The sequence below is a fragment of the Helicobacter sp. 11S03491-1 genome (assembly GCF_002272835.1).
Classification (GTDB): Bacteria; Campylobacterota; Campylobacteria; order Campylobacterales; family Helicobacteraceae; genus Helicobacter_J.
The window spans coordinates 127860-154290 of sequence record NZ_MLAO01000003.1; the positions used below are offsets into that span (position 1 = coordinate 127860).

A 26431-nucleotide genomic window follows, 5' to 3' on the forward strand; every position below is an offset into this window, starting at 1 on the left:
TTTGGAGCAAAAATCATGAGAGATTTTATCCCTATATTTCAAGAATGCGCCCTAGAAATTCAAAAAATATTGAAAACAAATTCTACAGATTATTTAGCCGGCGTGAATCCAAGCGGGGATACACAACTAGACATAGATGTCAAAGCAGATAAAATCATTGAAACCAAACTTCTAGGTCTTGAATGTGTGCGAGGTATTTGCAGTGAAGAAAAAATTGAGGCTATCTATAAAAAAAATGGTTCTTATTTAATAGCTTATGATCCCCTGGACGGATCTTCAATTATTGATTCAAATCTTAGCGTAGGGAGCATATTTGGAATCTATGAGGGGGATTTTGAAGCAGCCAAAATCATAGGGGCTGCTTATGTTGTTTATGGACCTAGGCTTGAGCTTGTATTTGCAGATAAAATTCTCTCTTATTTTATCTATAATGGTGATTTTTGGGAAGAAAAAAAGTCTCTCAAACTCAATCAAAAAGGGAAGATTAATGCTCCTGGGGGCACACAAAAAGACTGGAGCAACGCTCATAAAAATCTGGTTTATTCACTTTTTGAAAAAGGTTATAGATTACGGTACTCAGGAGGTATGGTGCCTGATTTACACCAAATACTTATCAAAGGAGGCGGGCTATTTAGTTATCCGGCAACATTAAATGCACCTCAAGGCAAACTTAGGAAACTCTTTGAAGTTTTTCCTTTTGCTTTTATTTATGAAAAAGCAGGAGGAGAAGCTATTGATGGGAAAACTCGATTGCTTGATCTCGAAATAAAAAGTTTGCATGAAAGCACACCATGCTTTTTTGGCTCTTCTGAGGAAATCAATGAAGTGAGAAAAACTTATGAGTGAAATACAAAATCCTCAAGACATTTGGGAAAAAAAACTTGAAGAAAAAATTCAAATTCTAAAAGATTGCCAAAACCAAAAAAATATTCAATCTTGTTTTAAATGTGAAAAAATTATAGAGTGCAAAACAAGAAAAGACTATGTCAAATCTGTTTATGAAAGCATGAATAAAGGCGTTCAAGATGGGGATTTTGAATTTTGATTTGGTTAGACATCATCGATCCTAAATATGTACTTTTTTTTCACTCTCTAATCCCAAAGTTAAAACAACTTGATAAAATTCTTATCACCACCAGAAAAAGTGAAGGTTATAATGAATGTGCCAAACTTTTAGAAATTTTTGATATAGAAAATATCCCTGTTGGAGGGTATGGCGGGGAAACCCTATTGGGTAAATTTCACTCAAGACTCCAAAGGCAAGAAGGATTTCTAAAGATTTTTGAAAAAACACAACTACCAAAATTATTTATCACCGGGGCAAGTGTTGATGGCACTCAAACTGCCTATGGACTGGGAATTCCTATTATCCAATTTTCTGATACTCCTTTGAGAGACGATTATTTTGCACTCGAAAAAATCACTTTGCTTTCAAGACTGACTCTTCCGCTAAGCTCACTTATTTTTCGTCCATTTATTGTTCCGGAGGTTTGCTATACTTCATTGGGCATAGCATCAAAAAATATTATTTCTTATGATTTTATTGATGTTGCCTTGTGGCTCAATGATTTAAAACCTGCTAAAGATTTTAGAGAAAAATATGCCATCCCTACCACACGCCCTACAATTTTAGTCCGCGAAGAAGAATATAAAGCCCATTATGTTGATAAAAAACTTTCTGTTATTTATGAAAGTATTTATTTACTAAATACTTGCATCGATGCAAATATTGTCATCATGCCCAGGTATGAAAGTGATATTTTAAAAAAAGAATTTGGAAATTTGAAAAATGTTTTTATCATTGAAGAAAAATTATTTCCAAATCAATTCTATCCCTTTATTGATATATTGATCGGAGGGGGAGGGACGATGAATCTAGAAGCTTGCTATTTAGGTATTCCGACAATTTCTACACGATCCTTATTTTTATTCCATGATAGATATTTATTAGATAATTCTTTGATGGAACACTTTAAAGATCCCTTAAGTTTATGTAAAGCTGTTAAAAATATTATTGCTCTAAAATGGAATGGTAAAAATATTTCCAGAAGTGATTATAAAAAATTTTTTGAGTTACAAAAAGCTGATTTTAATCAAATTTTTAAAGAAATTACAAAAAGATTTTATACCTAAATATTTAATCAATTGACTTGGTAATATCAATAAATTGAATTTCACGGGAATAAATATTTAATAAAAATTGTAGTCTTTTTTGAGTTATTTCTATTGCTTTGGGTGATTTATCGATGCCAATCCATTGACGAGATAATTCTTCAGCTGCAACAAGTGTTGTTCCTGAACCACAAAAAAAATCTAAAATAATACTATCTTTATTTGAAGATGTTTTAATAATTTTTCGTAACATATCCAAGTTTTTTTCAGTCGGATATTGGGGATATTGAGAATCTTTAAAATCCCAGATATCTTGCATTTTTTTACCTATCCGTTCATCTGCATAAATAATTTTTCTTGGATTGTTTGTTCCTGACCATTCAATTAAACCTTTTTTATCTAATTCTTCTAACTCTTCCGGAGAACAACGCCAATGTCTTCCTGATGGGGGTAATATTCCCTTAAAAGGTTGTGATGTCAAACCATTTTTAGTTTCTCCCGGTGCGTGCAAAGGAACTGTAGTATAATGTCTATGATTTTTATCTTGTTTTTTATAAAGCCTACGAATATCTTCATTAGTATATTCAAGATAAGGTTGATTCCAAATATTATCTTTTGTTTTAGAATAAAACAGAATCATATCCTTAATGTTGCCATATGCCTTTCTCTTAAAATTTTTAGGATTGCATTTGATTCTGGCAATATCATTTCTAAAATTATGACTACCAAATATTTCATCCATTAATATTTTTATATAATGTCCAATCTTGTAATCAATGTGTAAATATATAGAGCCTTTATTTGATAATAATTCTTTAGCTAAAATTAGTCTTTCCCTCATAAATTCTAAAAATTCATCGCCTATAATGGTATCTTCATATGCAATACTGCCTTTATTGGGCATACTGATTGTGTTCGCTTTATTGTTATCTGCTTTAAATACTGTATTGGTTGCAAAAGGCGGATCTATATAAATTAAATCTATTTTATTATGCATATTATATTCATATAATAAAATTTTTAATGCAGAAATATTATCACCAAAAAATAACTTATTTGCTTTTTCTCTAAGGACAGGGATGCTATCCTTAATAGTCAAGTCCGGTTTTAATATATCCTCAATCTTCTTTCTATTCATAAAATTTAAAAACATAAAAAGATTACTTTATAAAGAAAATAAAAACTCATTGAGTACCAATACACTAAGTATATTATATTCGCAATATTTTTCTGTTATAGATTTATATAATTTATTTTTGCCTGGTATATAAAGAACACCATCCAAAATAGCTACTGTTATAGCATCAATATTTTTTGTTGTTATTGTGTCTAGAGCATCATTAAATTGAGCATTTTGATGTCCCCCAAAATCAGTTAAAAACTTTGCTTCACCTATAACATATTTATTATTAAATCTCCCAACAAAATCTAAGCCTTTATCTCTAGAATAATTAACATGTTTAAGCGCCCATATTTGCATTTCATTATCAGTTGCATCCAAAATAGCATTTTGTTTTGTATGTATAAAATCATTCAATTTTAATACAGGAACACCTAAAAGACCTTTGTTTATCCATCTTTTAAATAATGGTCCAATTTGTCTGTTGGTCTCTTTTGGCTCACAACACTTCTCTAATATTTTAGATAATCCCATGTTATATACGCCCGGCTAATCTGTTTATAGTTTCAGGATTTCTTTTTATAGCGGATTTATCTCTTTTTAAATAAGCGATATAAGAATCTTTTATCGGGAATAATTCAAAATTGAGTAATGATTGTATTAATTTTGTATTATTTTTTTCATTAAAATATTGTTCAACAAAATTCCAATTATCTTTATTAATATCTCTAATACCATCCGGAATAGTCGGATAAACTTTGAATAATTCATCTAAATAATTTCTTTGATTTGCATATTGAATACTTAATTGAGTCCATAAATTCATTATTATCACCAAAAATAATTTTATGATATTAAAATATCGTAAAATTCATCTCATAATATAATAAAATTATTTTTGAATTTTATTATATACAAATATCTCTTCTGAATATTTTTCATTTAATCCGGAAATATTACAAACATTAGTTCTAATTAATTAATATTATTTATATTAATATTATAACCATTTGTTTGTATCATTTCAAGATATTTTAAATCATTTTTGGTCTATTTTAATGCTTAAAAATTCACTCTTACAATCAAGCAAATTAAAATTTATAAGAAATTTCAAATCTTCCATCAAAGCCCGGTTGCGCAAGTGCTTTTCTAACCTGGTTAATAGAATCACTAGCTTTACCATCAGCTTCTACTTTTAAAGGAGAGGTTTGATCAATATAAAATTTATTAAAAAGGTTATTGAGTGCGATTGAGAAAGTTAAACCTTTAATTTTGGTTGGAGTATAATTGATAAAGATATTATGCACACCATAACCGGCTTTATGAACATGACTAAAATCTTCATTATAAATATCATAACCATCATAACTCAAATCTTGCACAAATCGACTTAACCATTGCAAATCAAGACCAATGGAAGTAAAATTATATTCCAATTTCAAAATATAATTGTTCCCTGTTGTTGCTCCAAGTTCATAAGTATCTGAAATCAATCTGCCTCTTACGGTAGGATAACTTCTGGAGAATCCTACAGATGCTAAAAAATTCCCATAATTAAAAGTCGCTCCAAGTTCATAACCATAAATATTGATTTTATCTTTCATATTTTCTCGCAATCCTCTATCGGTTATTTCTTCAGAAGTATTGGCTGTTTCATGCACAACTCCATAACTATTGATAAAATCTGCGATAACTTGATAAAACACAGCCCCACGTAAGCTGAAATATTCTGATGTCCAATCTGCATCAAATTCTACATTTTGACCTTTTTCAGATTTTAGATGTTTATCAATCTTTACATCTGAATCAAGAAGTAAAGCATCTCCGGGAAGTGCTCCACGTGTTACATAAGCATAAGAAAGTTTCAAATCCACAGTCTGAACCGGGTTGTAGAGAATAGCCACACTTGGGCTAAAGCCTTGTGTAGTATGGCGTTGCCAATTTTTATCATCATAAACATAAACATCATATCTTGTCCCTGCCCCTATAGTCAAAGATTTTAAAAATGAATAATTTGCTTGAACATAGCCACCAACAATATTGCTAACTTCTTTTCCTCTTCCTAAAGCCTCATTAATTTCTTTTTGATCTTTATCCATTACAGTCATATTTTGAAAATTAAGTCCATAATCAAGAGTATTGCTATAATTAGTTGCAATGGGATGGGTTATTTTTAAATCTACCCCGGAATTGTTCAAAAAGATATTTCTTGGCGTACTTCCTTCAGGATCAGCTTCTGAAAGTGATTTTCCATCAAGGGCTTTGGCAGTCATAGGATTAAATAAAGGTGTGAGATGAATATTTCGGATACTTCCATAGGCATCAAGCTTAACTTTAGGACTCCCAAAGTTTTCTCCACCTTTATGATCATATTCTAAAACAATATTATTATTACTATCTACATGGTGAAACAACTCTTGGGCAAAATTCACTCCATCCTCTTGGGATGCAGCAGAAGGGTTGGTAACATTAGCCCGAAAAGGTCTTGTTGCATTATCACGGGTTAAATTATAAGTAAAAGCTAATTTGTCTTTTTCATTAATATAGGCATTTGCCTTGACTAAGACGTTATTTTGTTGAGAATTTGATCCTAATACTTTATCTTCTTCTGTAGGATGGAAAAGATTTTTAAAAGTATGTTCTCCATTTCGATAATAAAAAATATTTTGGTGAACATAATAAACCAAAGCATCAAAATGCTTGCCAATCCTACCATAAACACTTGCATTTTCACGAAGACCAAAGTTTGTATAAAATGAACTTTTAAAATAAGCACCAAATTTTTGCCCTTTTTCTAACAAATCAGAAGCATCTTTTGTTGTCATGGATATTGCTCCTGCTATAGCTCCCGGGCCGGCTGAGGCATTCGCTGCTCCTTTTGTAATTTCAACTTCTTTTAACATACCCGGATCAATAACTGTGTTACCTTGATGGTGAAAAGCATTTCCATTTTGGGCTGCTCCATCAATAGTAACACGCAATAATCTGTCTTCAATACCTCTAACATAGATCTTTTGTGCCATCATTCCCCCGCCACCTACATTCACATCAGGTTGTGTAGCAAACACATCTGACATACTATTTGCTTGTCTTTCTGACAAATCTTTACTATTAATAAAATCTTTATTATTAAACTGAAATTCTTTATCCCCTGTTGTTGTTACTTTATCCAATGTATAATCTTGCATATCATCTGCAAATAGATTCACGCACAAAACTAAAGATATACTCGCAATAAAACCTGTCTTTTGAAACATTTTAATCCTTCTTTTGATATTATTTTTTGACGTTTAATCATAATAGCTATTATCATAATAATTGCTAAAAATAAGCTTAAAAAGAATGATTTATTTCGACTCCAACAGTGCAATCAGGAGTGATTTTTAGTTTTTTTAAAGACAATTTTATAGATTGAATTGATTGAAAATGATCTTTCAATTTTTCTATAATATCCAATAATGCTTCTTCTAAAAGTTGGTATTGATTGTTTTCCAAAAGTTTTTTAATACAATCTTTTATCTTTATATAATCAACAAAATTAGAATGTGTATATTCATAAGTGATTTTACCCTCAAGAAGAATTTCTTGGGGAATGAGTCTTTCAGATTCTAATATTCCTATGATGATTTTGAGTTTTAAATCCTGAATAATCAATGTAAATTGCATAAGTTAAAGAACCTTTTTTTCTTCACCTTTAAATAAACGCATTATGTTTGGGATATGAGTATATAAAATAATAATTCCAATGATTACTACAGGTGTGTGTGTGCCAATTTGAGCAATAATTGAAATTGAAGGGGGTAGGGGAATTATATAAGGGATCACAAAAGTAAATCCAACCCCACTCAAAACACCCAACAATGAAGAAAGTGAGGAAACTTTTAATACTTTGCCTATGATTCCCCAAACAATAAGTCCTAAAATACCTTCCATAGGCATCAATAATATTACAGAACCAATTGCTGTAGATACACCTTTTCCACCTGTAAAATTTAAATAAGGGCTATAACAATGTCCTAAAATAGACATAATAGCAATCATCCATTGTGTTTCATAGCTAAGTCCAAAAAGTTTTGCAAAAAGGATAACAATAAGCCCTTTGATCGCATCTAGGAGAATAGTTAAAAATGAGAATATTTTGGCTTTTTTTACATCATTATCTTTAATGGCACGATAAACATTTGTTGCTCCAATACTCCCTGAACCAATCTTTCGAATATCAATTTTATAAAAAATTTTAACTAAAAGAAGTCCAAAAGGGATACCCCCTACTAAATAAGCTAAAATATAAAAAATAACATTGATATTCGTAACAATTTCTAAAAAAATATTTGGTCCTTCCACCTTATTCCTTTGTTTTAAATTTTTTATACATCTAAATGTCTGACATCTTTAGCATGGAGTTGAATATATTCTCTTCTAGGTTCTACTTCATCACCCATAAATAGTGTAAAAATTTCATCAGCTTTTTGTTCATCAGGTAAAGTAACTTTTAAAAGAGTGCGATTTTGAGGGGTCATTGTTGTTTCCCATAATTGTTCAGGATTCATTTCTCCAAGACCTTTATACCTCTGAATATAAGCACCTTTTTTAGCAGATTCTTCAATTTCTTCAAGTAAAGCAATAGGATCTTTGTGTTTTAAAAATTCAAGATTTCTTTCTCTAATTTTGTTATAAATAAAATATGCCTCTTCAAAGAAATTATCAACAAATAAATCCTCATTAATAATAAGTTCAATTAATCCGGTTTTTGTTTGAATATAAAGCATGATTTGATCATCTCTAATTGTTTTATTCAAAATATTACATTCAATTGAACTTAAAAATATTTCTATTTTTTGATATATTTCTTCAAAACTAAGTGAAATATATTCTCTATTTTCAATTAAAAATCTTATAACACTTATCATTGCATAACGTTTTTCTAATTCTTTCAAAGTAAAGCGATAATGAGAAATATATTTTAAAATTTCCAAAAGTTCTTTTGTTCCAATCCCATCGAATTTAAAATTTTCAATCCCATTTTCAATTAAAAATTCAGATAAAGATTTTTCATCTTTAAGATAAATTTCTTTTTTACCTTTTTTAAAGCGATAAAGTGGAGGTTGAGCAATATAAATATGACCGTTTTGTACAAGAGGTTTGAGATAACGATAAAAAAATGTCATTAAAAGAGTTTGAATGTGGCTTCCATCAACATCTGCATCTGTCATAATGATGATTTTGTGATATCTAAGCTTTTCAAGATTAAATTCATCTCCAACTCCACAACCAAAGGCTGTGATCATATTTTTGATTTCTTCAGATTTCAAAATCTTATCAAGTCTGGATTTTTCAACATTTAAAATTTTGCCTCTTAAAGGTAATATAGCCTGATAAACTCTATCTCTACCTTGTTTTGCTGAACCTCCCGCGCTATCACCTTCTACAAGATAAATTTCAGACTCTAAGGGATCTTTGCTTTGACAATCTGCAAGTTTTCCGGGTAATGTCCCTACAGAAAGACCTTCTTTTTTTCTGGTAAGTTCTCTGGCTTTTTTAGCTGCTTCCCTACCTCTGGCTGCAAGTAAAGCTTTTTGCATGATTGCTTTAGCATCATTTGGATTTTCTTCAAAAAATTTAGATAATTTTTCATAAGTTAATTTTTGTACAATAGGTTTTACAAATGAGCTCCCTAATTTACCTTTTGTTTGTCCTTCAAATTGAGGTTCCATAACTTTTGTTGAAATAATAGCGATAAGTCCTTCACGAATATCATCACCTGTAACTTTATTATCTTTTTCTCTTGCATTTGCATGAGTATCAATATAGTTTATGATAGCACGACTTAACCCTGCTCGAAAACCTGCTTCATGAGTTCCTCCATCAGGAGTACGTATATTATTAACAAAGCTTAAAACTTTTTCTTCATAACTTTCATTATAAGCTAAAGCAATTTCTATTTCAGTTTCTTGTTCATTTGCATCAAATGTAATAATTTGAGAAATAAAAGGTTTTTTATTAATATCTTCGATAAATTGATAAAGTCCATTTTCAAAATGAAATTTTTCTTCTTGTTGTGTTTTTTCATCTTTAAAATGGATGGTTACATTTTGATTGAGATAAGCCATCTCTTTGAATCGTTTGATTAAAACTTCAGAATCAAAATTTAGAATTTCCATAATTTCTCCATCAGGGAAAAATTCTATAGTTGTTCCATGTTCTTTGGTTGTTCCGATGATCTCTAGAGGTGTTTGAGGAATACCTTTAGAAAATTCTTGTCGGTATATATTGCCATTTTTTTTGATTGTCATTATTAAATGTTTGGAAAGTGCATTTACAACACTAACTCCTACACCATGCAACCCTCCGGATACTTTATAAGTATCTTTATCAAATTTACCCCCGGCATGTAAAACTGTAAGTACGACTGTAGCAGCAGGAAGATTTTCTGTTGGATGCATATCTACAGGGATACCTCTCCCATTGTCTTCAACAATAGTACTCCCTTCTTGTGTGAGTGTAATTTTGATATTATCACAATACCCTGCCATTGCTTCATCAATTGAATTATCAACAACTTCATAGATCATATGGTGCAAACCATTGATATTTGTATCTCCAATATACATACCCGGTCGTTTTCTAACAGCTTCAAGTCCTTTAAGGACTTTTATGTTGCTTGCACCGTATTCTTTTTTGTTTTCTTCCATATTAGCTCCGTTTTTAGAATATGATTGGCATAATAATTGTTAAGAAATTTTCATTTTTAAGAATAAAAGGTGTATTTGGTTCATTAAGACAAAGATAAAAATCTGAAGTTTCTATTTGAGAGAGAAAATCAAGTATATATTTTGAATTAGCTCCAATGCTAATTTCAGAATCAATACCTGTGTTAATTTCTATTTGTGTTGTTGCTGTTTCAGAACTTTCATCACTAATAGACTCAAATATAATTTCACTTGGTTTAATAATAAGTTTGATATTATTAGAAAGAGAGTTAATAAGTCGGATAGAATCTGTAATAATATCTTTTGGAAGTTTTATTTCATTTTTGAGGTTTTTGGGAATAATTTTTTCATAATCAGGGTATTTACCATTAATAAGCTTTGTATAAAAAGTATAATGGACTGTTTTGATAATAAGTTGGGTTTGGTTATAAAAGATTTCAAATTCATCATAAAATAATTTTAAGATTTCAGTGATAGCTTTTTTAGGAATGATAATAGATAATTTTTCAATAGATTGTGTGTCATGTTTCATGATTGCAAGTCTTCTGGTATCTGTAGCTACAAAGTTACAGGAATATTCCTTAATATCAAGAAAAGCTCCCCCTAATTCCGGTTTTTGATTGCTATTTTCTATGGCAGGATTGATTTTTTTGATAGAGTGGATGAATTTTGAAGCTTCAATGTTTATTTTTGAGTTTTCGTTGAATTCCGGGAGTTCCGGAAATTCTGAGGCATTAAACATGGGGAGTTTGAATTTTGATTTTCCTTGTTTGATATGTAGGGATTCATTATCAGTTTCGAGGATAATTTCTCCATCTTTAAGTCTTTTGACAATTTCAAGGATTTTTCTGCCGTTTACAGTAGCATTTCCGTCAGAATCTTTTTTGTTTATATCTATTTTTGATTCAATTCCAATTTCATAATCAGTAGCTTTGAGTAAAAGTTTTGTGTCTATGATTTCCAGATAGATGTGTGAGGTAATTTGGGAAGAATCTTTTTTATCTAAGAATGCTTGGAAATTGTTTAAAACTATTTCAAAGTTATTTTTGCTTAGAGTGAGTTTCATTTGTTTTCCTTTATTTTAATAAATTTAGTAACATATAGTAAGTTTAAGTGAAATAGTGAAAACTATACCAAAAAGCTTATAATTAAGGAATTTTTGGTGTGAAAAATTTTGATTTTGTTTTCACATTTATTCACATCTATGTAATACTTAATATTGTATCTAAAAATAGTTGTATATGTTATTAATATCTTTCTAAGGCTACAACACCGCTTCGAATTATTTCTTTAGGGTTGAATCTTTTGATTGCTTTTAAAAAACTTGTGATGCGGTAGGGTTTATCTGTTATGGCTACGATAATATATTTTTCGTTAGCATTAGCTACATGACCGCTATAAGCTCTACATAGTACTTCAATACTCGCGATATCTTCTTCAATGGGGATTTTTATGAGTGCCATTTCTTTTTCTAAAAAATCTTCATTTTCTGTTACTGTTAAGACCGGGATTAATTTATGAAGTTGTTTAATGATTTGTTCTAATATTTTTGCATCCCCGTTAGTAACTATTGTTATGCGAGATAAGTCAGTTTCAGGGATAGGGGCTACTGTGAGTGATTCAATATTATAACCTCTTCCTGCAAAAAGCCCTGATATTCTTGATAAAACTCCATGTTCATTAATTACGGTTACAGAGATTATTCTTCGCTTTTCCATTTTTATTCCTTATTCTAATATCATTTTATTTAATGGAGCGCCACCCGGAACCATTGGAAGAACATGTTCCATTCTATCGATAACAACATCAAGCATACATGGGATATTTGAATGGATGGCATCTTTGAGGGCTTCTTCAAACTCTTCTTTTGTTTCTATGCGATAACCTTTTCCTCCAAAAGCTTCTGTAAGTTTGACAAAATCAGGTTGTAAGGATAAATCTGTATGAGAAAATCTATTTTCATAGAAGAAACTTTGCCATTGCCTTACCATTCCTAAATAATTATTATTTAATATTACATTAATAACGGGAATTTTTTGCTCTACACAAGTCATTAATTCTTGGATATTCATCAAAATAGATCCATCACCTGTAATATTGATTACAATTTTATTTTCTTTGGCAAGTTTGGCTCCCATGCCTGCCGGCAGACCAAATCCCATCGTCCCTAATCCCCCGCTTGTAATAAATTGTCTGGGAAAGTTAAAGGGATAAAATTGTGCTGCCCACATCTGATGCTGCCCTACATCTGTGACAACAAGTGCTTTATCTTTTAGAATTTCACCAATTTTGCTAATTACCCATTGAGGTTTGAGAATTTCTGAGGAATCATTGTATTTGAGGGGATGAGTAGTTTTATATTTAGTAAGCAAATCTCTCCATTCTTTGATAATATTTTTATCATAACCCCCACTTTCTTCAATGAAATGTAAAATATCTTTACAAACATTTTTTAGATCACCAACTATAGGAAAATTTACATCGATTATTTTACCAATTGAACTGGGATCAATATCAATATGAACGATTTTGGCATATTTAGCAAATTCACTTACTTTTCCGGTAACCCGATCATCAAATCTTGCTCCAAGAGAGATTAATAAATCGCATTCATACATTGCCATATTAGCTGCATAAGTTCCATGCATACCAACCATTCCAAGCAAACAAGGATGATTATCAGGAATAATTCCTCTTGCCATGAGAGTTTCTAATGCAGGGATTTGAGTCTTTTCTATGAGTTGTTGGATAATATTGCTTGCATTAGAAATTATTGCCCCTCCACCGATATAAAATAAAGGTTTTTTAGCTATTTTGAGTGCTTCTACAACTTTTTTTATTTGTCTTGAATTACCCTTTGTGGTTGGTTTGTAAGTTCTGAGTGAAACTTCTTGGGGATAATCAAATTCTCCATAAGTGGCACTAATATCTTTAGGTAAATCTACAAGCACAGGACCGGGTCTCCCACTTTTGGCAATATAAAAAGCCTCTTTTAAAATTCTGGGTAATTCTTGAATATTTTTAACCAAAAAATTATGTTTCGTGCAAGGACGGGATATACCTACGGCATCAATTTCTTGAAAGGCATCTGTGCCAATTTGACTGATGGGGACTTGACCGCTAATAATTACTAAAGGAATGGAATCTGTATAAGCTGTTGCAATTCCTGTTACCGCATTTGTAAAACCCGGACCTGAAGTAATAATAGCCACACCTACTTCTCCACTCGCTCTTGCGTAACCATCAGCAGCATGCACTGCTCCTTGTTCATGGCGTGTTAGAATATGTCTAAAATAATTTTGTTTAAAAATTTCATCATAGACATTTAAAACTGCTCCTCCGGGATATCCAAAAATAACTTTTATACCTTCTAATCTTAAAGCTTCTATAAGCATTTCAGAACCGTTTAATCGTTTGGTTGGCATAAAAACTCCTAAAATCGTTAATTCTTTATTATAATATGTTTTAAACTCAAAAAAACTATAATTTTATTTTTTTATGGAGGTAATTTATGAATTTGGGATTAAATATTGATCATATTGCTACACTTAGAGAAGCTAGAAAAATTAACGATCCGGATCCGCTAGAGGCAGTCTTTATCGCCAAGAATGTCGGTGTGGATCAAATTACTATCCATTTAAGGGAAGATAGACGCCATATTCATGATAGTGATGTAGAAAGAATTATCCAATCAAGTTTTTTGCCTATTAATGTAGAGTGTGCCTGTGATGATGGGATTGTGGAATTTTTATGCAAGCAAAAGCCCTATAAAATTACTCTTGTTCCTGAAAAAAGGGAAGAAATTACTACAGAAGGAGGATTGGATATCAATCACTCAAATCTTAAAAATATCATTCATGAGTTTCAAAAAAATCAAATTAAAGCAGTTGTTTTTATAGATCCTGATAAATCTATAACACTTGCCTCTAAAGAATTGGGTGTAGATGGAGTAGAATTTCATACAGGCAAATACGCAAATTTGGATTTGATGCTTCATTCTAATCTCTCAAGAACAAAAAATACAATTCTTGCCTATGATTTCGATAGAAAAGATTTGGAAAATAAGCTTAAAGAATCGCTTCAAGAGATTAATGATTGTGCTTCTTTAGCAACCGGACTTTCTTTAGGTGTTTTTGCCGGACATGGGCTTAATTATCGTAATGTAGGAGCTATTGCAAAAATTCATTCTATTAGTGAATTGAATATCGGACAAAGCATTATTGCAAGATCTATTTTTGTAGGGCTTCAAAAAGCCATTGAAGATATGATAAAGCTTATTAAATGAAAAAAATTGCGATTTCTATTGGAGATATTAATGGTGTTGGACCTCATATTGCTTTATTAGAACACAATAACATTGTAAATATTTGTCATCCTATTTATTGTGTGCATCAAGAAATTCTTCAAAATGCTTGTGAAATTTTGCATATTGATTTACCAAAAAATATGGAATTTTCCCCGCCATCTGCTCGTGTTATTCCGATTTCTCCGGGAAAATTAGAAGCAAAAAGTGGTCAATATAGTTATGCAAGCTTTTTAGAAGCCTGCAGTCTTGCTCAAACAAAACAAGTCCATAGTATTTGCACTCTTCCTATCCATAAAAAAGCATGGCATTTAGCTAATATTGTAGAAGTAGGGCATACGGATGTTCTTTCTAAATTATTTAAGAAAAAAGCTATCATGATGTTAGGATGTAAAGAAATGTTTATTGCGTTATTCAGTGATCATATTCCCTTAAAAGATGTGAGTGCAAAAATATCATTCAGAGAACTTACTGATTTTCTTGTACAACTTTATAAATGTGTAAAAATGAATAAAACCCTTGTTTTAGGAGTCAATCCTCATTGTGGCGATGATGGGGTCATGGGTAGCGAGGATAGTATTATTGATAATGCTATAAAATTGGCCAATGAAATAATTGCAAAAGAGGTTTTTGTAGGTCCATTTCCTCCGGATACTGCATTTAGTCCTAAAAATAGGGAAAAATATCATTTTTTTGTCAGTATGTATCATGATGTTGGTTTGGCAGTGCTTAAGGCATTATATTTTTATGAGAGTATAAATGTAACTTTAAATATTCCGATATTAAGAACATCTGTAGATCATGGAGTGGCTTATGATATAGCCTATAAAAATCGTCCAAATACTCAAAGCTATCTTAATGCAATCAGTATGGGCGTACAACATGGGATATTTAATGAATAAGAATCAATTAAAAATTTTAGAAACAAAACTTGATGAACAAAAAGCCTATATACAAGAACTTGAAAGTCGTTTAAATACAAAAAGTTCTGAAATTATTGACACTAAAAATATTCTTAATAAGACTCATGAACAAATCAAAGAACTTAATGATCAACTCAATCATCTTTTAGATTTTGTCCTTATGCTCGAAGAAGAAAAATTGCATGACAAAACTTATGGGGTATTAAATTTGCAAGATTATATGCAGTCCATTTTGATTGCAGAGGACAAAAACTTATTGTTTGGATTAAATATTGATAAAAAATTTATAAGAAATAGAAGCATTGCTACTATCAAATATTATCTTTACACATTTGATTGTTTTATCCAAGAAGAATATGAGTTACAAAATTTGAGAATTTCTCAGAAAAAGGATTTTATAATCGTAATGGATGCCTTGAATGCTTATATTAAACTATCCTTTAAAAATAAAAAAATAGCCATCAAAGGCATTATTGAAACTTTGCCCTCACAAAGTCTTTTCCCTAAAAGTTCTCAAAATTTGAGGATAAAGTTTTATGGCAATCAAAGTATTGAAGAAGAAGTCAAAGCTTTTATCAATCTTTATAGTCAAAAAGATTGATTTATTTATTTAATCTTGCTTTTCTTCTTTCAAGGGCTTTTTGGTATCTTTGCTTTTCTAGAGGGGTTTGTGGTTCTAATTGCGGCATGGGCACTGTTTTACCATTTTCAACAGCTACCATTGTGAAATAACAACTATTACAATGTGTAACATATTTATCTTTAATATTTTCGCTAATGACTTTAATCCCGACTTCACAACTGGTTCTCCCCGTATAATTTATTGATGCTAAAAAAGTAATGAATGAACCAATTGGGATAGGGTGTTTAAAAATCACACTCTCTACACTCAAGGTTACCACACCTACACCACAATATCTGGTAGCACAAGCATAGGCGACCTGATCAAGCATTTTAAGCAACTCTCCCCCATGCATGACGCCGTTGAAATTTGACATACTTGGTGTTACGAGAACTGACATGGTAAGAGATTTGGTATCAAATATATATTCCATAATATATTCCTTATTTTTATCAAAATTTTGAAAATTATAACTAACTATATTTTTGCTTAAGCAAATACAACATCTTAGATCCGTCTTTGTTAAAATAATAAATTAGCTATAATTTTGATACTTGCAATTTTGGAGTAATCATAATGAATCTTTTATTTACAGGAGGGAGTGGGTATATTGGCTCACATACTGCCTTAGAATTTTTGCAAAATACCCCGTGCACTGTGAGCATTATTGATAATTTTAGCACAGGATTTATAGAAAATTTCAGGTATCTCCAAGAAAAATTTCATGAGAGAGTTCAATTGTTGGAATTAGATTTATCAGATTTTAAAAATTTAGAAAATGTATTTGCCAATCACCATTTTGATTGCGTGTTGCATTTTAGCGCCTCTTTGATTGTGGGCGAATCTATCTTGAATCCGCTTTTGTATTACGCAAACAACACCCTAAATACCATCAATCTCATAAAACTATGTGTCCAATATAAGGTGAAAAATTTTATTTTTTCATCTACGGCAGCTGTTTATGGACAACCGGATATGAAATTTATCCCTGTAGATGAAAATGTCCCCTTAGATCCTATCAACCCTTATGGTGTTTCTAAAATGATGAGCGAAAAAATTTTAGCAGATACCAGTAGCGCTTATGACTTTAATTATATTGCTTTGAGATATTTTAACGTAGCAGGAGCGAACATGGAAAATTCATTTAGTCATTCCGTATCCAGGCTTGGGCAAAGAAATAAAAATGCCACTCATCTTATTAAGGTTGCTTGTGAGTGCGCAGTAGGCAAAAGAGATAAAATTCATATCTTTGGTAATGATTACCCTACAAAAGATGGGACTTGTATTCGTGATTATATTCATGTGAACGATTTGGCAAACGCGCATTTAGAGGCTTATTTTTATTTATCAAAATTCCAAACTTCTGAGATCTTTAATGTGGGCTATCATCAAGGCTATAGCGTAAAAGAGGTAATTGAGACGGTTAAAAAAGTTTCTCAAACACACTTTGGCGTAGAAATAGCCCCTAGAAGAGCAGGAGATCCTATGGAGCTTGTTGCTAATAATCAAAAACTCCTTTCTTTGACAAACTGGAGACCCAAGTATAATAATCTGGAAATGGTTATTAGAAGTTCTTATGAATGGGAAAAATATTTATAGATTTTTTTTGATTTTTAAGCGTTGGGAATGGGTGATGGCAATAGCGATAGCATCTGTAATATCAAGAGGTTTGATTTCCCCCTTAATCCCCAATATCCTTTTAACCATAAAAGCGACTTGATTTTTGCTTGCTTTGCCATTTCCTGTGAGCGCTTTTTTAACTTGTAGGGGGGTATATTCAGAAAAGTTTCCCAATTCTTGTAAAATTTTGAGACTAAGAGCGCCACGAAATTGTGCAAGTTTAATAACAGATTTTGGATTGTAAGCATAAAACATATCTTCAATGGCGACTTCATTGATTTTGTGAGTTTTTAGCACTAAATCAATGCCTTCTGCAAATTCTAAGATTTGATGTTGAAGAATGCGTTCTTTGATCTTGATAAAACCTGCTTCAAGTAGGGACATTTTATTATTCTCTAATCTTATGATGGCATAACCGCAATTTCTACTACCCGGATCAATTCCTAAAATATTCATTATCTCTACTTTCATTTTATGTGTTTTACACATTGTTTTGACTATAATTTGATAAATCTTGGCAATTATTCACTAAACTTTTCACATTGTGAAAACTAGAACACATGGAGAAAAAATGCTGGAAAATGATATATTAAATCAGCTTAAAGATGAAGTTACAGAATATGAATATAAAACTTATATCTCAAAAATGAGATATGATGAGAATACCTCTAAATCGGACTTGGCAGTGTTTATTGTTCCTAATATTTATATTGCTAATTGGATAAAAACTAAATATAGTGAAAAGATTGCCCATCTTTTTGAGATTTATAAAAAAATTAAACCCGAAATCAACATTATTGCCGAATCACAAAAAAAAGATGTGAAAAGTTTAAAAGCTTCAGGATCGAAGATGCAAACTCGTGCAATCTTAAATCCTTCTTATACTTTTAACTCTTTTGTGGTTGGGGATTCAAATAAATTTTCTTATGAAATAGCCAAACAAATATCTCAAAAACAAGCGGAGGTATATAACCCTGTGCTGATATATGGTGGGACAGGATTAGGTAAGACACATATTTTGAATGCTATAGGCAATAGTGTTTTAGAAAAAAACAAGGCAGTTATTTATGTAACTGCTGAGCAGTTTTTGAATGATTATATTACTCGACTTAGCAATCATACGATGGATAGATTTCGTGATAAATACAGAAATTGCGATTATTTACTTATTGATGATGTTCAATTTTTTGGAGGGAAAGAGGGGGTACAACAAGAATTTTTTCATACTTTTAATGAATTGCATGATAAAAAAAAGCAAATTGTTATGACAAGCGATAAACCCCCTAAACAAATTCTGGGATTAGAAGAAAGATTAAAATCAAGATTTGAATGGGGCATCATTGCTGATATTCAACCCCCCGGTCTTGAAACAAAAATTTCTATTATCATTCAAAAATGCCAACTCAATCAGATTGAGATTGATAGGGAGATTATTAATTATCTTGCTTCAAATATCAATGACAATATCAGGCAAATTGAAGGGATCATTTTAAAACTTAATGCGCAAGCTTCTATTATAGGTCAAAATATTACTTTGGCAATGGCAAAAAATGCCATTAAAGATACCCAAAAAGAAAATCTGGAAAATATTACCTTAGAAAATATTACAAAAATTGTTTCAAAAGAACTTAATATTAAGCCTAGCGAAATCAAATCAAAATCCAGAAACAAAACAATTGCAAATGCCAGAAGAATTGTCATTTATCTTGCCAGGACGCTTACACCTAATTCTATGCCGGCGCTCGCTCAGTTTCTAAACATGAAAGATCATAGCTCAGTAAGCAAAGCAATGAAAATGATTACAACAGAAATTAATGAAAATATCAATATTAAAGCAATGATTGATGAGATGAAAAACAAAATACAAAGAGAACAGAATAATAAATTAATTTAAAATAATATTTATTTAATATAAAAAATGAATGATAGTAGGATAAGTTTAAAGTATTTTATAATTTATATTAACTATTTTAGTAAAATTCTTTGTAGTTTTCATAGATATTATCTTTTATTTTGATCTTTATTTTTATTTAAGAATCTAAGATATATTTCACAGGTCTTTTTTTGATATTTTTGGTTTTATTCTTGTATATTTCTTAATGATTGCTCAAAAATCAAGACACTAAAAAAATTTTACAATAAGTTTGCGTTATAATTTCTCAATAATGCAAGGAGGAATAATGCAAGGAGGAATAATGCAAGGAGGAATAATGCAAGCAGGAATTATTGGTCTGGGGTTAATTGGTGGTTCAATGGGGTTAGCCTTGCAAGAAACAAAAATGTTCAAAACTATTTTGGGTTATGATATTAATCCATTGCACATGCAACAAGCATTATCTTTGGGGCTAGTAGATGAGTGTGTGAGTCTTAATGAAATCCAAGAGTGCGATGTTATTTTTCTGGCAATCCCTCTGGATGGAGTGATACAAACTCTTGAAAATTTTCATAATATCCCTTCCCATACGACTATTATTGATCTTGGGGGAGCAAAAGAAAAAATCGCACATGAAATTCCTTCCGGCATACGTAAGAATTTTATCGGCGCACATCCAATGAGTGGGACAGAGTTTTATGGACCTAAAGCAGCCTTAAAAGACTTGTTTAAAAATAGGATTATCATACTCACAGATTTGGAAAACAGCGGAGAATTCCAGGTTGCTTATGCAAAAGAAATTTTTGTCTCTATTGGTATGCGTATTATTAAAATGAATTCTAAAGAGCATGATCAACATCTTGCCCTTATCAGCCATCTTCCTCATGTAATTAGCTATGCCCTTGCCAATACGGTGCTCTCTCGGGAAAATCCTCAGACCATCTTGGCACTTGTTGGCGGGGGGTTTAAAGATATGAGTAGAATTTCTAAAAGTTCTCCTATTATGTGGAAAGATGTGTTGAAACAAAATAAAGAAAACATCTTAAAGTCTATTGATTTGTTTAGAAAAGAAATGTTCTTAGCAGAAAAACTTATTCAAGAAGACAGATGGGAAGAGCTTAAGGAGTGGATGGCAAAAGCCAACACACTCCAAAATTTTATGTAAGCATAAATAATTACTGCTTTGGGTTTGATTAAGCAAAACTTGGTTTGATTTGAGCTACCCAAGCATCAATGCGATCCGGCGTGAGATCATCTTGATTATCTTCATCAATTGCTAACCCTACAAATTTATCTCCATCTACGGCTTTAGAATCATCAAAAGTATAGCCACTTGTAGATGTTTGACCAATCAACTTGCCACCTTTTGCTTTTTCATAGAGATGATAGAGCGCATCACAGAATGTATCGCTGTAAGTATCTTGATCTCCAAGCCCTACTAAAGCCACTGTTTTTCCGGAAAAATCGCTTTCTTCTAAAGAACCGATAAAATCTTCCCAATCTGTTTGAAGATCGCCACTTCCATAAGTAGAGCTTGCTAAAATTAAATTATCAAACCCCAAGAGTTGATCTTTTGAAGCTTTTGCCACATCAATAAGCTCTACATTCTCTTTTCCTAATTTATCAGCGATCTTTTCACAAATTGTTTGTGTATTGCCGCTATCGCTTCCATAAAAAATTCCTATTTTTTTCATTGATTATCCTTTACAATAGATTTATTTGGATTCGCGTATTATACATAAAAAAGCTTTTGCTTAAAAGGAAATAAAAAATAATTCTATTTTAAACTAAACCTTTTTAATAAAATCCACACAAAAAATACAATAACAATAAAAATTATGGGCATCAAATAAGGCATATGGTTGATGTGAGTGAAAATTTTTTTGATAAATTCGCTTGCAAAGAAGGACACCATTCCAATTAAAATAGCCCAAATAGCACAAGATATGGCATTTAGAATTAAAAATTTTCTCATATTATATTTGCTTAGACCAATGGCAATAGGGATAATTGTCTTGACGCCATAAATATATTTATTGACAAATATAAGCCAAGTGCCATATTTTTTCAGCCATATGTGGGCAAGAGCCATTTTTCTCCTATGTTTTGAAAAATATTTTAGAATTTCACTCTTTTGATACCTCCCTAAAAAAACCAAAACACTACTCCCAAAAGTATTTCCCAAAAAAGCCACTACAATTGAAATGCCAATATCCATGCTTCCCAAAGAGCTGAGTATGCCTGCAATTACAATGCCCACATACCCACTTCCCATACAATATAAAAATAAAATGAGGTATCCCCATGTTTGAAAAGAATCTTGAAATGATTGAATGGTTTGTTGCATTTGTCCTCTTTGATTGAAACTATAGGAAAATGGGTTATTCTATCAAAAAATAATAACAAATATTAGAATGGGATTTGGGGAATAAAATTTGCTTTTATTTATTAAGTTAAATTTTAAAAGGCTTTGTATGCAAAGTGGTTATTATTCTGCGACAGGGGGCATGGTTACTCAATTCAATCGCTTGGATATTATTTCCAACAATCTTGCTAATCTCAATACCAATTCATTTAAGCGTGATGATGTTGTTATAGGGGATTTTTTGCGGCTTTATCAAACACATCAAGAAACCTTACCAATCAAAAATCATACTCGAGATGCTGCTAAGTATATCAATAGAAATCTAGATAGAGTTCCTATTATTTCTGAAGAATATACCGATAAGACAATTGGCGCGATGAGTAGGACGGACAACCCTTTGGATTTTGCCCTCAATAAAGAAAATGCTTATTTTGCCATTCAAACTCCGGCAGGTATCAGATATACTCGTGATGGAAGTTTTACAATCGGGACAGATGGCATGCTTAGCACTAAAGAAGGTTATCATGTCTTAAGTAGAGTTGGATTAGATAATGATGGAGGTATTATGCTTGCACAAGGAATGGAAGTAGAGGCAGATAAAAATGGAAATTTGTATTTTCGTGATACTTCCAATGAAGCCATTGGGGAGCCTTTGGCAGGGGGATCTATTGCTGTGGTGAGTTTCGCCAATCCCAAATACCTCAAAAAAGTAGGTCAAAATCTCTATGAATACCCCCAAGATAAAATGAGTGATAGAGAAAACCTGATGACATCTCATGCAATCATGCAATATTTTGTCGAAAGAAGCAATGTAAATGCCGTTAATGAGATGACTCAGTTAATTGAGACTAATCGTTTGGTAGATATGTATTCAAAAGTGCTAAAGACTCATATGGATGATCTCAATACTGAAGCGATTAGCAAGCTTGCTGTAAGAGCGTAGAGAGATATTGAGAGAAATAAAATATGATTAAAGGTAATTTTGAAAAAATATTTTTAGATTTTGTTAAAACTTTGAAAATATATGTATCTGATAATTCTCATAATTGGTCGATAAAGGGATTTATAGATATACATAAAAATATTTTTACTATTTCAAATGACACAAAAATTGTATCAAAAATTTTAGAGATTCACATTTTCCGGTAATTGCAAAATTTGCTTATGATAATGGCTTTGAGCTTATATTTCCGGATTGGCAAAATTACTATCCGGATATGTCATTTGTTTGGAAAAAAGATTCCGGTATAAATACGCAGCAGATATTAAAACGACCTATAGAAAAACAGCTGAGCTTTGCAATGGTTTTACATTGGGTTCGCACGGAGAATATTTTATTAATCGAGATTCTAAAAAAACATTCAATTTTGATACAAAGAATATTAAGGGACATTTTTGCTTGGGTATTATTTATACCGGAAATCCTGTTAATGAACATGTTTTTTTGATATAAACAATTTGCATAACATAACATCTGTCATCAAAGACATTGATTTTTTCTTTATAGAGAAATGGAAAGTTGCCAATGATACCAGTGGGAGTGGCAATACAGCAAATATTGGGAGTATGACGAGAATTGATGATATTGTTCATGGCAGGGGTGTTTTTGCTAAATATGGCGAAGAAATTTTTGATGATTATTGGATAAATTATGGAAAAATCACTACTGTTGATAAAAATGGAAAAACCAAAAAAATTACAAAATTAAAAGAGTTTTTGGAATACAGAGGTGTTTATTGATGCCAATACTAATTCCCCTATAAAATGTCAAGGAATAAAAACAAAGCCGGTAGATTGGATAAGATCCAAGACCCTTCAAATAAAAGGAGTTTGGCATGAGCCTTTTATGGGATCAGGGGTGGTTGGATTCAACATACAGCCTAAAAATGCAGTTTTTTGCGATACTAATCCTCATTTGATTCAATTCTATAAGGATATGAAATCTAAAATTATAGAACCTCAATCTATAAGAGAATATTTGGAAATTGAAAATAAAAAACTTTTAACAAGAGCTGATGATTATTACAAAGAAGTGAGAGCGAGATTCAACCAAAATCCAAATTCTTTTGATTTTATTTTCCTAAACAGATGTTGTTTTAATGGGATGATGAGGTTTAATAGCAAAGGTAAGCTCAATGTTCCTTTTTGCAAAAAACCTCAAAGATTTACGAAATCTTATATCACAAAAATATCCAATCAAATCAAAAATATATCCGGCCTGATAGATTCAAATAATTATTCGTTTTTTTGTAATTCGTTTGAAAAAACTATTTCTCAGGCAACTCAAGATGATTTTATTTACTGCGATCCTCCATATATTGATAGATATTCTGATTATTTTAATTCATGGAAGGAAGAAAGTGAATTAAAATTATTTGATCTATTAAAAAATACTCAAGCAAAGTTCATTCTTTCAACTTGGCATCATAATCAATACAGGGATAATATTTATATTCAAAATTATTGGAAAATATTTAATATGCTTACAAAAGATCATTTTTATCATCTCGGAGCAAAACAAAACAATAGAAACACAATCACAGAGGCGCTGATTTTTAATTTTTAATATAAGTCAAAATGTTTATGGGTTTGACTTTAAATATCTCTCTAGAATTTTACATGCTGCCAAAGAGTCTAGTCTGCCATCTTTTTGAGCTTGTTTTCGTGCATTTTTTTTCATATAGAGCATATTTTCAAATGCCTCAATACTGGAATAATCTTCATTGACATAGATGATTGTGCCTTCAAACTTTATTAATCCAATGAAATGTTCAATACGTTTGCAAGTATCTTTGTTGTTATCACCGGGTAAGCCAACGACTAAAATATGGCTATTTTTGAGTTTCAAAAAATCTGAAAGATCAGCGCTTGCTTGTTGGCGATTTTTGCGAATGATGGGTTCTAGAGGTAAAATAATATTATGAATGTATCCTGCCAGACCGATTCTTTTGAGACCTACATCACAAGCAATGATCATAAAGTAACCTTCAAGAGACCATTTTCTCTAACAATTTTGCCTTCAATCTCATATTCCAGAACTTTATCACCATATCTTAAATAGGCTTCTTCAAAGGTGGGCATATCCTTGCAATATTTTAAAAACTCATCTTGTGGCTTGGTTTGTTTGCCAAAGATTGCTTGAATAAATGCATCAATATCATAAATAGCTTGAGCTAAAGAATTTTGTAATAAATAATTTGTTCCCTTGCTTTCTATGATTCGTTGAGGGAGTACAAAAATGGGTTTATGATATTCTTTGGCGATTTTCGCACTTTGCATTGAACCGCTTTGCAAATCTGCTTCAGGGATAATAACCCAATCGCTCAAAGCTATCACTAAACGATTGCGTTCAATAAAAGAATAATTTTTAGGAGCATAGTTTTTTTCATACTCACTAAGTATTAAGGCTTTTTGAGCAATTTGAGTGATGATAGAGACATTGGCAGGCGGATAAATGATATCTAAACTTGCCGGAGATACCATAATTGTCCGAGGTAGTGCTGCATTTTGAGCGATAATATCTACTCCCAATGCGCCACCACTAACTACCACTCCATTATTTTGGGAAATTTTTCTTGCCAAAGAAAAAACAAAATTTTTCGTATAAGGGCTTGGACGGCGAGTCCCTACAATACCAATTTTATGGGTTGATTGAAGAAGCGTAGGATCACCTGTGTAATAGAGTTGATTGGGCTTATTTTTGAGTATATCAAAAGATTTGGGGATAGACTCCAGCTTAAAAAAGTTAAAATTACTTTGCATATAAATTTCTGAGGAGTTTATCAATATCTTGGATATAAACAAGTTCTACTTGCTTTAAAAGTGTCTTTTTTGCTATTTTTAATGCTTCAAAAGTTTTTTGGTGTGGGTGGCAAATTGCAATCGCATAACCTTTTTTTTGAGCTATTTGTATGGCTTGTTTGATTTGATTTAAAATAGAATCAATAGAGCTTGTATTATCCAAAAATACTTGACGTGAGAGTAGGGGTTTGTTCATTTGGGCATAAATTTCAGGAGCTTTTGTTTGTGGTGTTGTTCGAGAATCTACAAAAGTAATATGATATTTTTCCAAAATTTCTATCAAATTTTTCATGTCTTGATAGCTTGCAGTGAATTTGCTGCCGGTATGGTTATTGATAAAATGTACATCAGGAAAATCTTGCTTGATATTTTGGATATAAGCTTCAATTTTTTCTTTGCTTTCCCCTGTTTTTATCCATTGTTGAGGTGATTGATAAAAATGCAGAGCTTCCAGGGGCAGGTGTATCATATAGAATTTTTCGTTTTTTGCCATTTGAGGTGTAAATTTGTTGTTTGGATTATAAGGGAAAAATGAAGGAGTTATTTTGAGTTCCAAAGAATGAAGTGATTTTAATTGCCAAGGATAAGCCATATCATCCATAATAATTGCCAATTTTGGTTTTTTAAAAGTTATTTTTTGTGATTTTTGGGATAGGTTTTCCGGAGATTTTAAAGAGTATTCTTTCTGTTGGTGCTGCAAGGAAAGAGTAGGTTTTTGGGCATCTGTAATTTGGGAGGGTAAATTAAAATCTTTTGAGGGAATATTTTCAGGGATAATATTGGGATTAGAGAGAGCTTGATTTGGTTTTGGAGGTGATTTGGGGGAGAGATTATGCTGATAAATCCAATACCCACCAAAAAACCCTAGAACAACGATAGTAGAAAAAATAGAAATAATATATTTTTTCATCAAATAAACCTTAAAATTATAATTTTGTATAAAATATATTGTTTAAATATTTCCAAAATAAATAGTTTCTAT

The 26431-nt window shown here is 31.3% G+C and carries 29 protein-coding genes and 1 pseudogene; 13 read left to right on the forward strand and 17 right to left on the reverse strand.

Annotated elements, in window-relative coordinates:
- Positions 1-15 precede the first annotated feature (15 nt).
- Genes BKH45_RS02820 through BKH45_RS02830 form a run of 3 tightly spaced genes read left to right on the forward strand, consistent with a single transcriptional unit; the run spans position 16 to position 2133 of the window.
- The gene (locus BKH45_RS02820) at positions 16-846 is read left to right on the forward strand and encodes a class 1 fructose-bisphosphatase (RefSeq protein ID WP_095273960.1); all 831 of its coding nucleotides are present in this window, start codon (positions 16-18) and stop codon (positions 844-846) included.
- A complete protein-coding gene (locus tag BKH45_RS02825; RefSeq protein ID WP_095273961.1) occupies positions 839-1045 on the forward strand; it encodes a hypothetical protein in 207 nt (68 codons plus the stop codon). The genes BKH45_RS02820 and BKH45_RS02825 overlap by 8 nt, the downstream gene beginning before the upstream one ends.
- On the forward strand, positions 1042-2133 hold the full coding sequence (locus tag BKH45_RS02830; protein WP_095273962.1) for a DUF354 domain-containing protein: 1092 nt from the start codon (positions 1042-1044) through the stop codon (positions 2131-2133). The genes BKH45_RS02825 and BKH45_RS02830 overlap by 4 nt, the downstream gene beginning before the upstream one ends.
- 4 nt (positions 2134-2137) lie before the next feature.
- Here BKH45_RS02830 and BKH45_RS02835 read toward each other — a convergent pair whose 3' ends face one another.
- The 10 genes from BKH45_RS02835 to BKH45_RS02875 all read right to left on the reverse strand — a co-directional run bounded on the left by BKH45_RS02835 (position 2138) and on the right by BKH45_RS02875 (position 13367).
- Complete coding sequence (locus BKH45_RS02835; protein WP_343286790.1) at positions 2138-3109, reverse strand: site-specific DNA-methyltransferase; 972 nt, start codon at positions 3107-3109, stop codon at positions 2138-2140.
- A 168-nt stretch (positions 3110-3277) separates the two neighbouring features.
- Entirely contained in the window at positions 3278-3766 is a 489-nt protein-coding gene (locus tag BKH45_RS09025) for a type II restriction endonuclease (RefSeq protein ID WP_257874482.1), read from the reverse strand.
- Position 3767: 1 nt separating this feature from the next.
- A complete protein-coding gene (locus BKH45_RS09030) occupies positions 3768-4058 on the reverse strand; it encodes a hypothetical protein (RefSeq protein WP_257874483.1) in 291 nt (96 codons plus the stop codon).
- A gap of 265 nt (positions 4059-4323) precedes the next feature.
- Positions 4324-6489 (reverse strand): TonB-dependent receptor, encoded by a 2166-nt coding sequence (locus tag BKH45_RS02845; protein WP_095273964.1) that lies wholly within the window; start codon positions 6487-6489, stop codon positions 4324-4326.
- A 76-nt stretch (positions 6490-6565) separates the two neighbouring features.
- Positions 6566-6898 carry a dihydroneopterin aldolase gene (locus tag BKH45_RS02850; RefSeq protein WP_095273965.1) on the reverse strand — a complete coding sequence of 111 codons (333 nt, stop codon included), beginning with the start codon at positions 6896-6898 and terminating at the stop codon, positions 6566-6568.
- A 3-nt stretch (positions 6899-6901) separates the two neighbouring features.
- Complete coding sequence (plsY, locus tag BKH45_RS02855; RefSeq protein ID WP_257874484.1) at positions 6902-7576, reverse strand: glycerol-3-phosphate 1-O-acyltransferase PlsY; 675 nt, start codon at positions 7574-7576, stop codon at positions 6902-6904.
- A 23-nt stretch (positions 7577-7599) separates the two neighbouring features.
- On the reverse strand, positions 7600-9924 hold the full coding sequence (gene gyrB / locus BKH45_RS02860) for a DNA topoisomerase (ATP-hydrolyzing) subunit B (RefSeq protein WP_095273966.1): 2325 nt from the start codon (positions 9922-9924) through the stop codon (positions 7600-7602).
- Positions 9925-9937: 13 nt separating this feature from the next.
- Positions 9938-11008, reverse strand: coding sequence for a DNA polymerase III subunit beta (gene dnaN / locus BKH45_RS02865; protein ID WP_095273967.1), 1071 nt, complete (start codon positions 11006-11008; stop codon positions 9938-9940).
- A 181-nt stretch (positions 11009-11189) separates the two neighbouring features.
- Entirely contained in the window at positions 11190-11660 is a 471-nt protein-coding gene (gene ilvN, locus BKH45_RS02870) for an acetolactate synthase small subunit (protein WP_095273968.1), read from the reverse strand.
- A gap of 9 nt (positions 11661-11669) precedes the next feature.
- Positions 11670-13367, reverse strand: coding sequence for an acetolactate synthase large subunit (locus BKH45_RS02875; RefSeq protein WP_095273969.1), 1698 nt, complete (start codon positions 13365-13367; stop codon positions 11670-11672).
- An 86-nt stretch (positions 13368-13453) separates the two neighbouring features.
- On the opposite strand from BKH45_RS02875, the gene BKH45_RS02880 reads away from it, so the two are divergent.
- The 3 genes from BKH45_RS02880 to BKH45_RS02890 are packed head-to-tail and all read left to right on the forward strand — an operon-like array spanning position 13454 to position 15769.
- Positions 13454-14227, forward strand: coding sequence for a pyridoxine 5'-phosphate synthase (locus tag BKH45_RS02880; protein ID WP_095273970.1), 774 nt, complete (start codon positions 13454-13456; stop codon positions 14225-14227).
- Entirely contained in the window at positions 14224-15147 is a 924-nt protein-coding gene (gene pdxA, locus BKH45_RS02885) for a 4-hydroxythreonine-4-phosphate dehydrogenase (RefSeq protein WP_095273971.1), read from the forward strand. The genes BKH45_RS02880 and pdxA overlap by 4 nt, the downstream gene beginning before the upstream one ends.
- Positions 15140-15769, forward strand: coding sequence for a hypothetical protein (locus tag BKH45_RS02890; RefSeq protein ID WP_095273972.1), 630 nt, complete (start codon positions 15140-15142; stop codon positions 15767-15769). Before pdxA ends, BKH45_RS02890 begins: the two co-directional genes overlap by 8 nt.
- A gap of 1 nt (position 15770) precedes the next feature.
- Here the strand turns inward: BKH45_RS02890 and BKH45_RS02895 are convergent, their stop codons facing one another.
- On the reverse strand, positions 15771-16223 hold the full coding sequence (locus BKH45_RS02895; RefSeq protein ID WP_095273973.1) for an acyl-CoA thioesterase: 453 nt from the start codon (positions 16221-16223) through the stop codon (positions 15771-15773).
- 143 nt (positions 16224-16366) lie between these two features.
- Between BKH45_RS02895 and galE the strand changes: the two genes are divergently transcribed.
- Positions 16367-17389, forward strand: coding sequence for a UDP-glucose 4-epimerase GalE (galE, locus tag BKH45_RS02900; protein ID WP_095273974.1), 1023 nt, complete (start codon positions 16367-16369; stop codon positions 17387-17389).
- Here galE and ruvC read toward each other — a convergent pair.
- The gene (gene ruvC / locus BKH45_RS02905) at positions 17384-17866 is read right to left on the reverse strand and encodes a crossover junction endodeoxyribonuclease RuvC (RefSeq protein ID WP_095273975.1); all 483 of its coding nucleotides are present in this window, start codon (positions 17864-17866) and stop codon (positions 17384-17386) included. The genes galE and ruvC overlap by 6 nt on opposite strands.
- Before the next feature lie 115 nt (positions 17867-17981).
- Here ruvC and dnaA point away from each other — a divergent pair, with 115 nt between their 5' ends.
- Complete coding sequence (dnaA, locus tag BKH45_RS02910; protein ID WP_095273976.1) at positions 17982-19304, forward strand: chromosomal replication initiator protein DnaA; 1323 nt, start codon at positions 17982-17984, stop codon at positions 19302-19304.
- A 316-nt stretch (positions 19305-19620) separates the two neighbouring features.
- Entirely contained in the window at positions 19621-20448 is an 828-nt protein-coding gene (locus BKH45_RS02915; RefSeq protein ID WP_095274041.1) for a prephenate dehydrogenase, read from the forward strand.
- 28 nt (positions 20449-20476) lie between these two features.
- On the opposite strand, the gene BKH45_RS02920 is transcribed toward BKH45_RS02915, so the two are convergent.
- Entirely contained in the window at positions 20477-20977 is a 501-nt protein-coding gene (locus BKH45_RS02920) for a flavodoxin (RefSeq protein ID WP_095273977.1), read from the reverse strand.
- Between the two features lie 83 nt (positions 20978-21060).
- Positions 21061-21630 (reverse strand): DedA family protein, encoded by a 570-nt coding sequence (locus tag BKH45_RS02925; RefSeq protein ID WP_095273978.1) that lies wholly within the window; start codon positions 21628-21630, stop codon positions 21061-21063.
- 127 nt (positions 21631-21757) lie between these two features.
- On the opposite strand from BKH45_RS02925, the gene BKH45_RS02930 reads away from it, so the two are divergent.
- The 4 genes and pseudogenes from BKH45_RS02930 to BKH45_RS02940 all read left to right on the forward strand — a co-directional run bounded on the left by BKH45_RS02930 (position 21758) and on the right by BKH45_RS02940 (position 24214).
- Positions 21758-22591 (forward strand): flagellar hook-basal body protein, encoded by an 834-nt coding sequence (locus BKH45_RS02930; protein WP_095273979.1) that lies wholly within the window; start codon positions 21758-21760, stop codon positions 22589-22591.
- Between the two features lie 23 nt (positions 22592-22614).
- A pseudogene (locus BKH45_RS09035) lies at positions 22615-23101 on the forward strand (type II restriction endonuclease).
- Positions 23102-23106: 5 nt separating this feature from the next.
- Positions 23107-23388 (forward strand): EcoRV family type II restriction endonuclease, encoded by a 282-nt coding sequence (locus BKH45_RS09040; protein WP_257874485.1) that lies wholly within the window; start codon positions 23107-23109, stop codon positions 23386-23388.
- The gene (locus BKH45_RS02940; RefSeq protein ID WP_257874486.1) at positions 23378-24214 is read left to right on the forward strand and encodes a Dam family site-specific DNA-(adenine-N6)-methyltransferase; all 837 of its coding nucleotides are present in this window, start codon (positions 23378-23380) and stop codon (positions 24212-24214) included. The genes BKH45_RS09040 and BKH45_RS02940 overlap by 11 nt, the downstream gene beginning before the upstream one ends.
- Before the next feature lie 15 nt (positions 24215-24229).
- On the opposite strand, the gene ruvX is transcribed toward BKH45_RS02940, so the two are convergent.
- From ruvX to BKH45_RS02955, 3 genes are read right to left on the reverse strand one after another with little or no spacing between them, the layout of a single operon-like run.
- Positions 24230-24625 (reverse strand): Holliday junction resolvase RuvX, encoded by a 396-nt coding sequence (gene ruvX / locus BKH45_RS02945; RefSeq protein WP_095273980.1) that lies wholly within the window; start codon positions 24623-24625, stop codon positions 24230-24232.
- Complete coding sequence (dprA, locus tag BKH45_RS02950) at positions 24622-25410, reverse strand: DNA-processing protein DprA (protein ID WP_095273981.1); 789 nt, start codon at positions 25408-25410, stop codon at positions 24622-24624. Before dprA ends, ruvX begins: the two co-directional genes overlap by 4 nt.
- The gene (locus BKH45_RS02955) at positions 25400-26359 is read right to left on the reverse strand and encodes a divergent polysaccharide deacetylase family protein (RefSeq protein ID WP_095273982.1); all 960 of its coding nucleotides are present in this window, start codon (positions 26357-26359) and stop codon (positions 25400-25402) included. Before BKH45_RS02955 ends, dprA begins: the two co-directional genes overlap by 11 nt.
- Between the last annotated feature and the right edge of the window lie 72 nt (positions 26360-26431).

Excerpts from the sequence above, each read along its gene's own strand:
- BKH45_RS02820 (WP_095273960.1), top strand. The coding sequence starts at position 16 with ATGAGAGATTTTATCCCTATATTTCAAGAATGCGCCCTAGAAATTCAA.
- BKH45_RS02825 (WP_095273961.1), top strand. The coding sequence starts at position 839 with ATGAGTGAAATACAAAATCCTCAAGACATTTGGGAAAAAAAACTTGAA.
- BKH45_RS02835 (WP_343286790.1), bottom strand. The coding sequence starts at position 3,109 with ATGCATAATAAAATAGATTTAATTTATATAGATCCGCCTTTTGCAACC.
- BKH45_RS09025 (WP_257874482.1), bottom strand. The coding sequence starts at position 3,766 with ATGGGATTATCTAAAATATTAGAGAAGTGTTGTGAGCCAAAAGAGACC.
- BKH45_RS09030 (WP_257874483.1), bottom strand. The coding sequence starts at position 4,058 with ATGAATTTATGGACTCAATTAAGTATTCAATATGCAAATCAAAGAAAT.
- BKH45_RS02845 (WP_095273964.1), bottom strand. The coding sequence starts at position 6,489 with ATGTTTCAAAAGACAGGTTTTATTGCGAGTATATCTTTAGTTTTGTGC.
- BKH45_RS02850 (WP_095273965.1), bottom strand. The coding sequence starts at position 6,898 with ATGCAATTTACATTGATTATTCAGGATTTAAAACTCAAAATCATCATA.
- gyrB (WP_095273966.1), bottom strand. The coding sequence starts at position 9,924 with ATGGAAGAAAACAAAAAAGAATACGGTGCAAGCAACATAAAAGTCCTT.
- dnaN (WP_095273967.1), bottom strand. The coding sequence starts at position 11,008 with ATGAAACTCACTCTAAGCAAAAATAACTTTGAAATAGTTTTAAACAAT.
- ilvN (WP_095273968.1), bottom strand. The coding sequence starts at position 11,660 with ATGGAAAAGCGAAGAATAATCTCTGTAACCGTAATTAATGAACATGGA.
- BKH45_RS02875 (WP_095273969.1), bottom strand. The coding sequence starts at position 13,367 with ATGCCAACCAAACGATTAAACGGTTCTGAAATGCTTATAGAAGCTTTA.
- BKH45_RS02880 (WP_095273970.1), top strand. The coding sequence starts at position 13,454 with ATGAATTTGGGATTAAATATTGATCATATTGCTACACTTAGAGAAGCT.
- pdxA (WP_095273971.1), top strand. The coding sequence starts at position 14,224 with ATGAAAAAAATTGCGATTTCTATTGGAGATATTAATGGTGTTGGACCT.
- BKH45_RS02890 (WP_095273972.1), top strand. The coding sequence starts at position 15,140 with ATGAATAAGAATCAATTAAAAATTTTAGAAACAAAACTTGATGAACAA.
- BKH45_RS02895 (WP_095273973.1), bottom strand. The coding sequence starts at position 16,223 with ATGGAATATATATTTGATACCAAATCTCTTACCATGTCAGTTCTCGTA.
- galE (WP_095273974.1), top strand. The coding sequence starts at position 16,367 with ATGAATCTTTTATTTACAGGAGGGAGTGGGTATATTGGCTCACATACT.
- ruvC (WP_095273975.1), bottom strand. The coding sequence starts at position 17,866 with ATGAATATTTTAGGAATTGATCCGGGTAGTAGAAATTGCGGTTATGCC.
- dnaA (WP_095273976.1), top strand. The coding sequence starts at position 17,982 with ATGCTGGAAAATGATATATTAAATCAGCTTAAAGATGAAGTTACAGAA.
- BKH45_RS02915 (WP_095274041.1), top strand. The coding sequence starts at position 19,621 with ATGCAAGCAGGAATTATTGGTCTGGGGTTAATTGGTGGTTCAATGGGG.
- BKH45_RS02920 (WP_095273977.1), bottom strand. The coding sequence starts at position 20,977 with ATGAAAAAAATAGGAATTTTTTATGGAAGCGATAGCGGCAATACACAA.
- BKH45_RS02925 (WP_095273978.1), bottom strand. The coding sequence starts at position 21,630 with ATGCAACAAACCATTCAATCATTTCAAGATTCTTTTCAAACATGGGGA.
- BKH45_RS02930 (WP_095273979.1), top strand. The coding sequence starts at position 21,758 with ATGCAAAGTGGTTATTATTCTGCGACAGGGGGCATGGTTACTCAATTC.
- ruvX (WP_095273980.1), bottom strand. The coding sequence starts at position 24,625 with ATGATCATTGCTTGTGATGTAGGTCTCAAAAGAATCGGTCTGGCAGGA.
- dprA (WP_095273981.1), bottom strand. The coding sequence starts at position 25,410 with ATGCAAAGTAATTTTAACTTTTTTAAGCTGGAGTCTATCCCCAAATCT.
- BKH45_RS02955 (WP_095273982.1), bottom strand. The coding sequence starts at position 26,359 with ATGAAAAAATATATTATTTCTATTTTTTCTACTATCGTTGTTCTAGGG.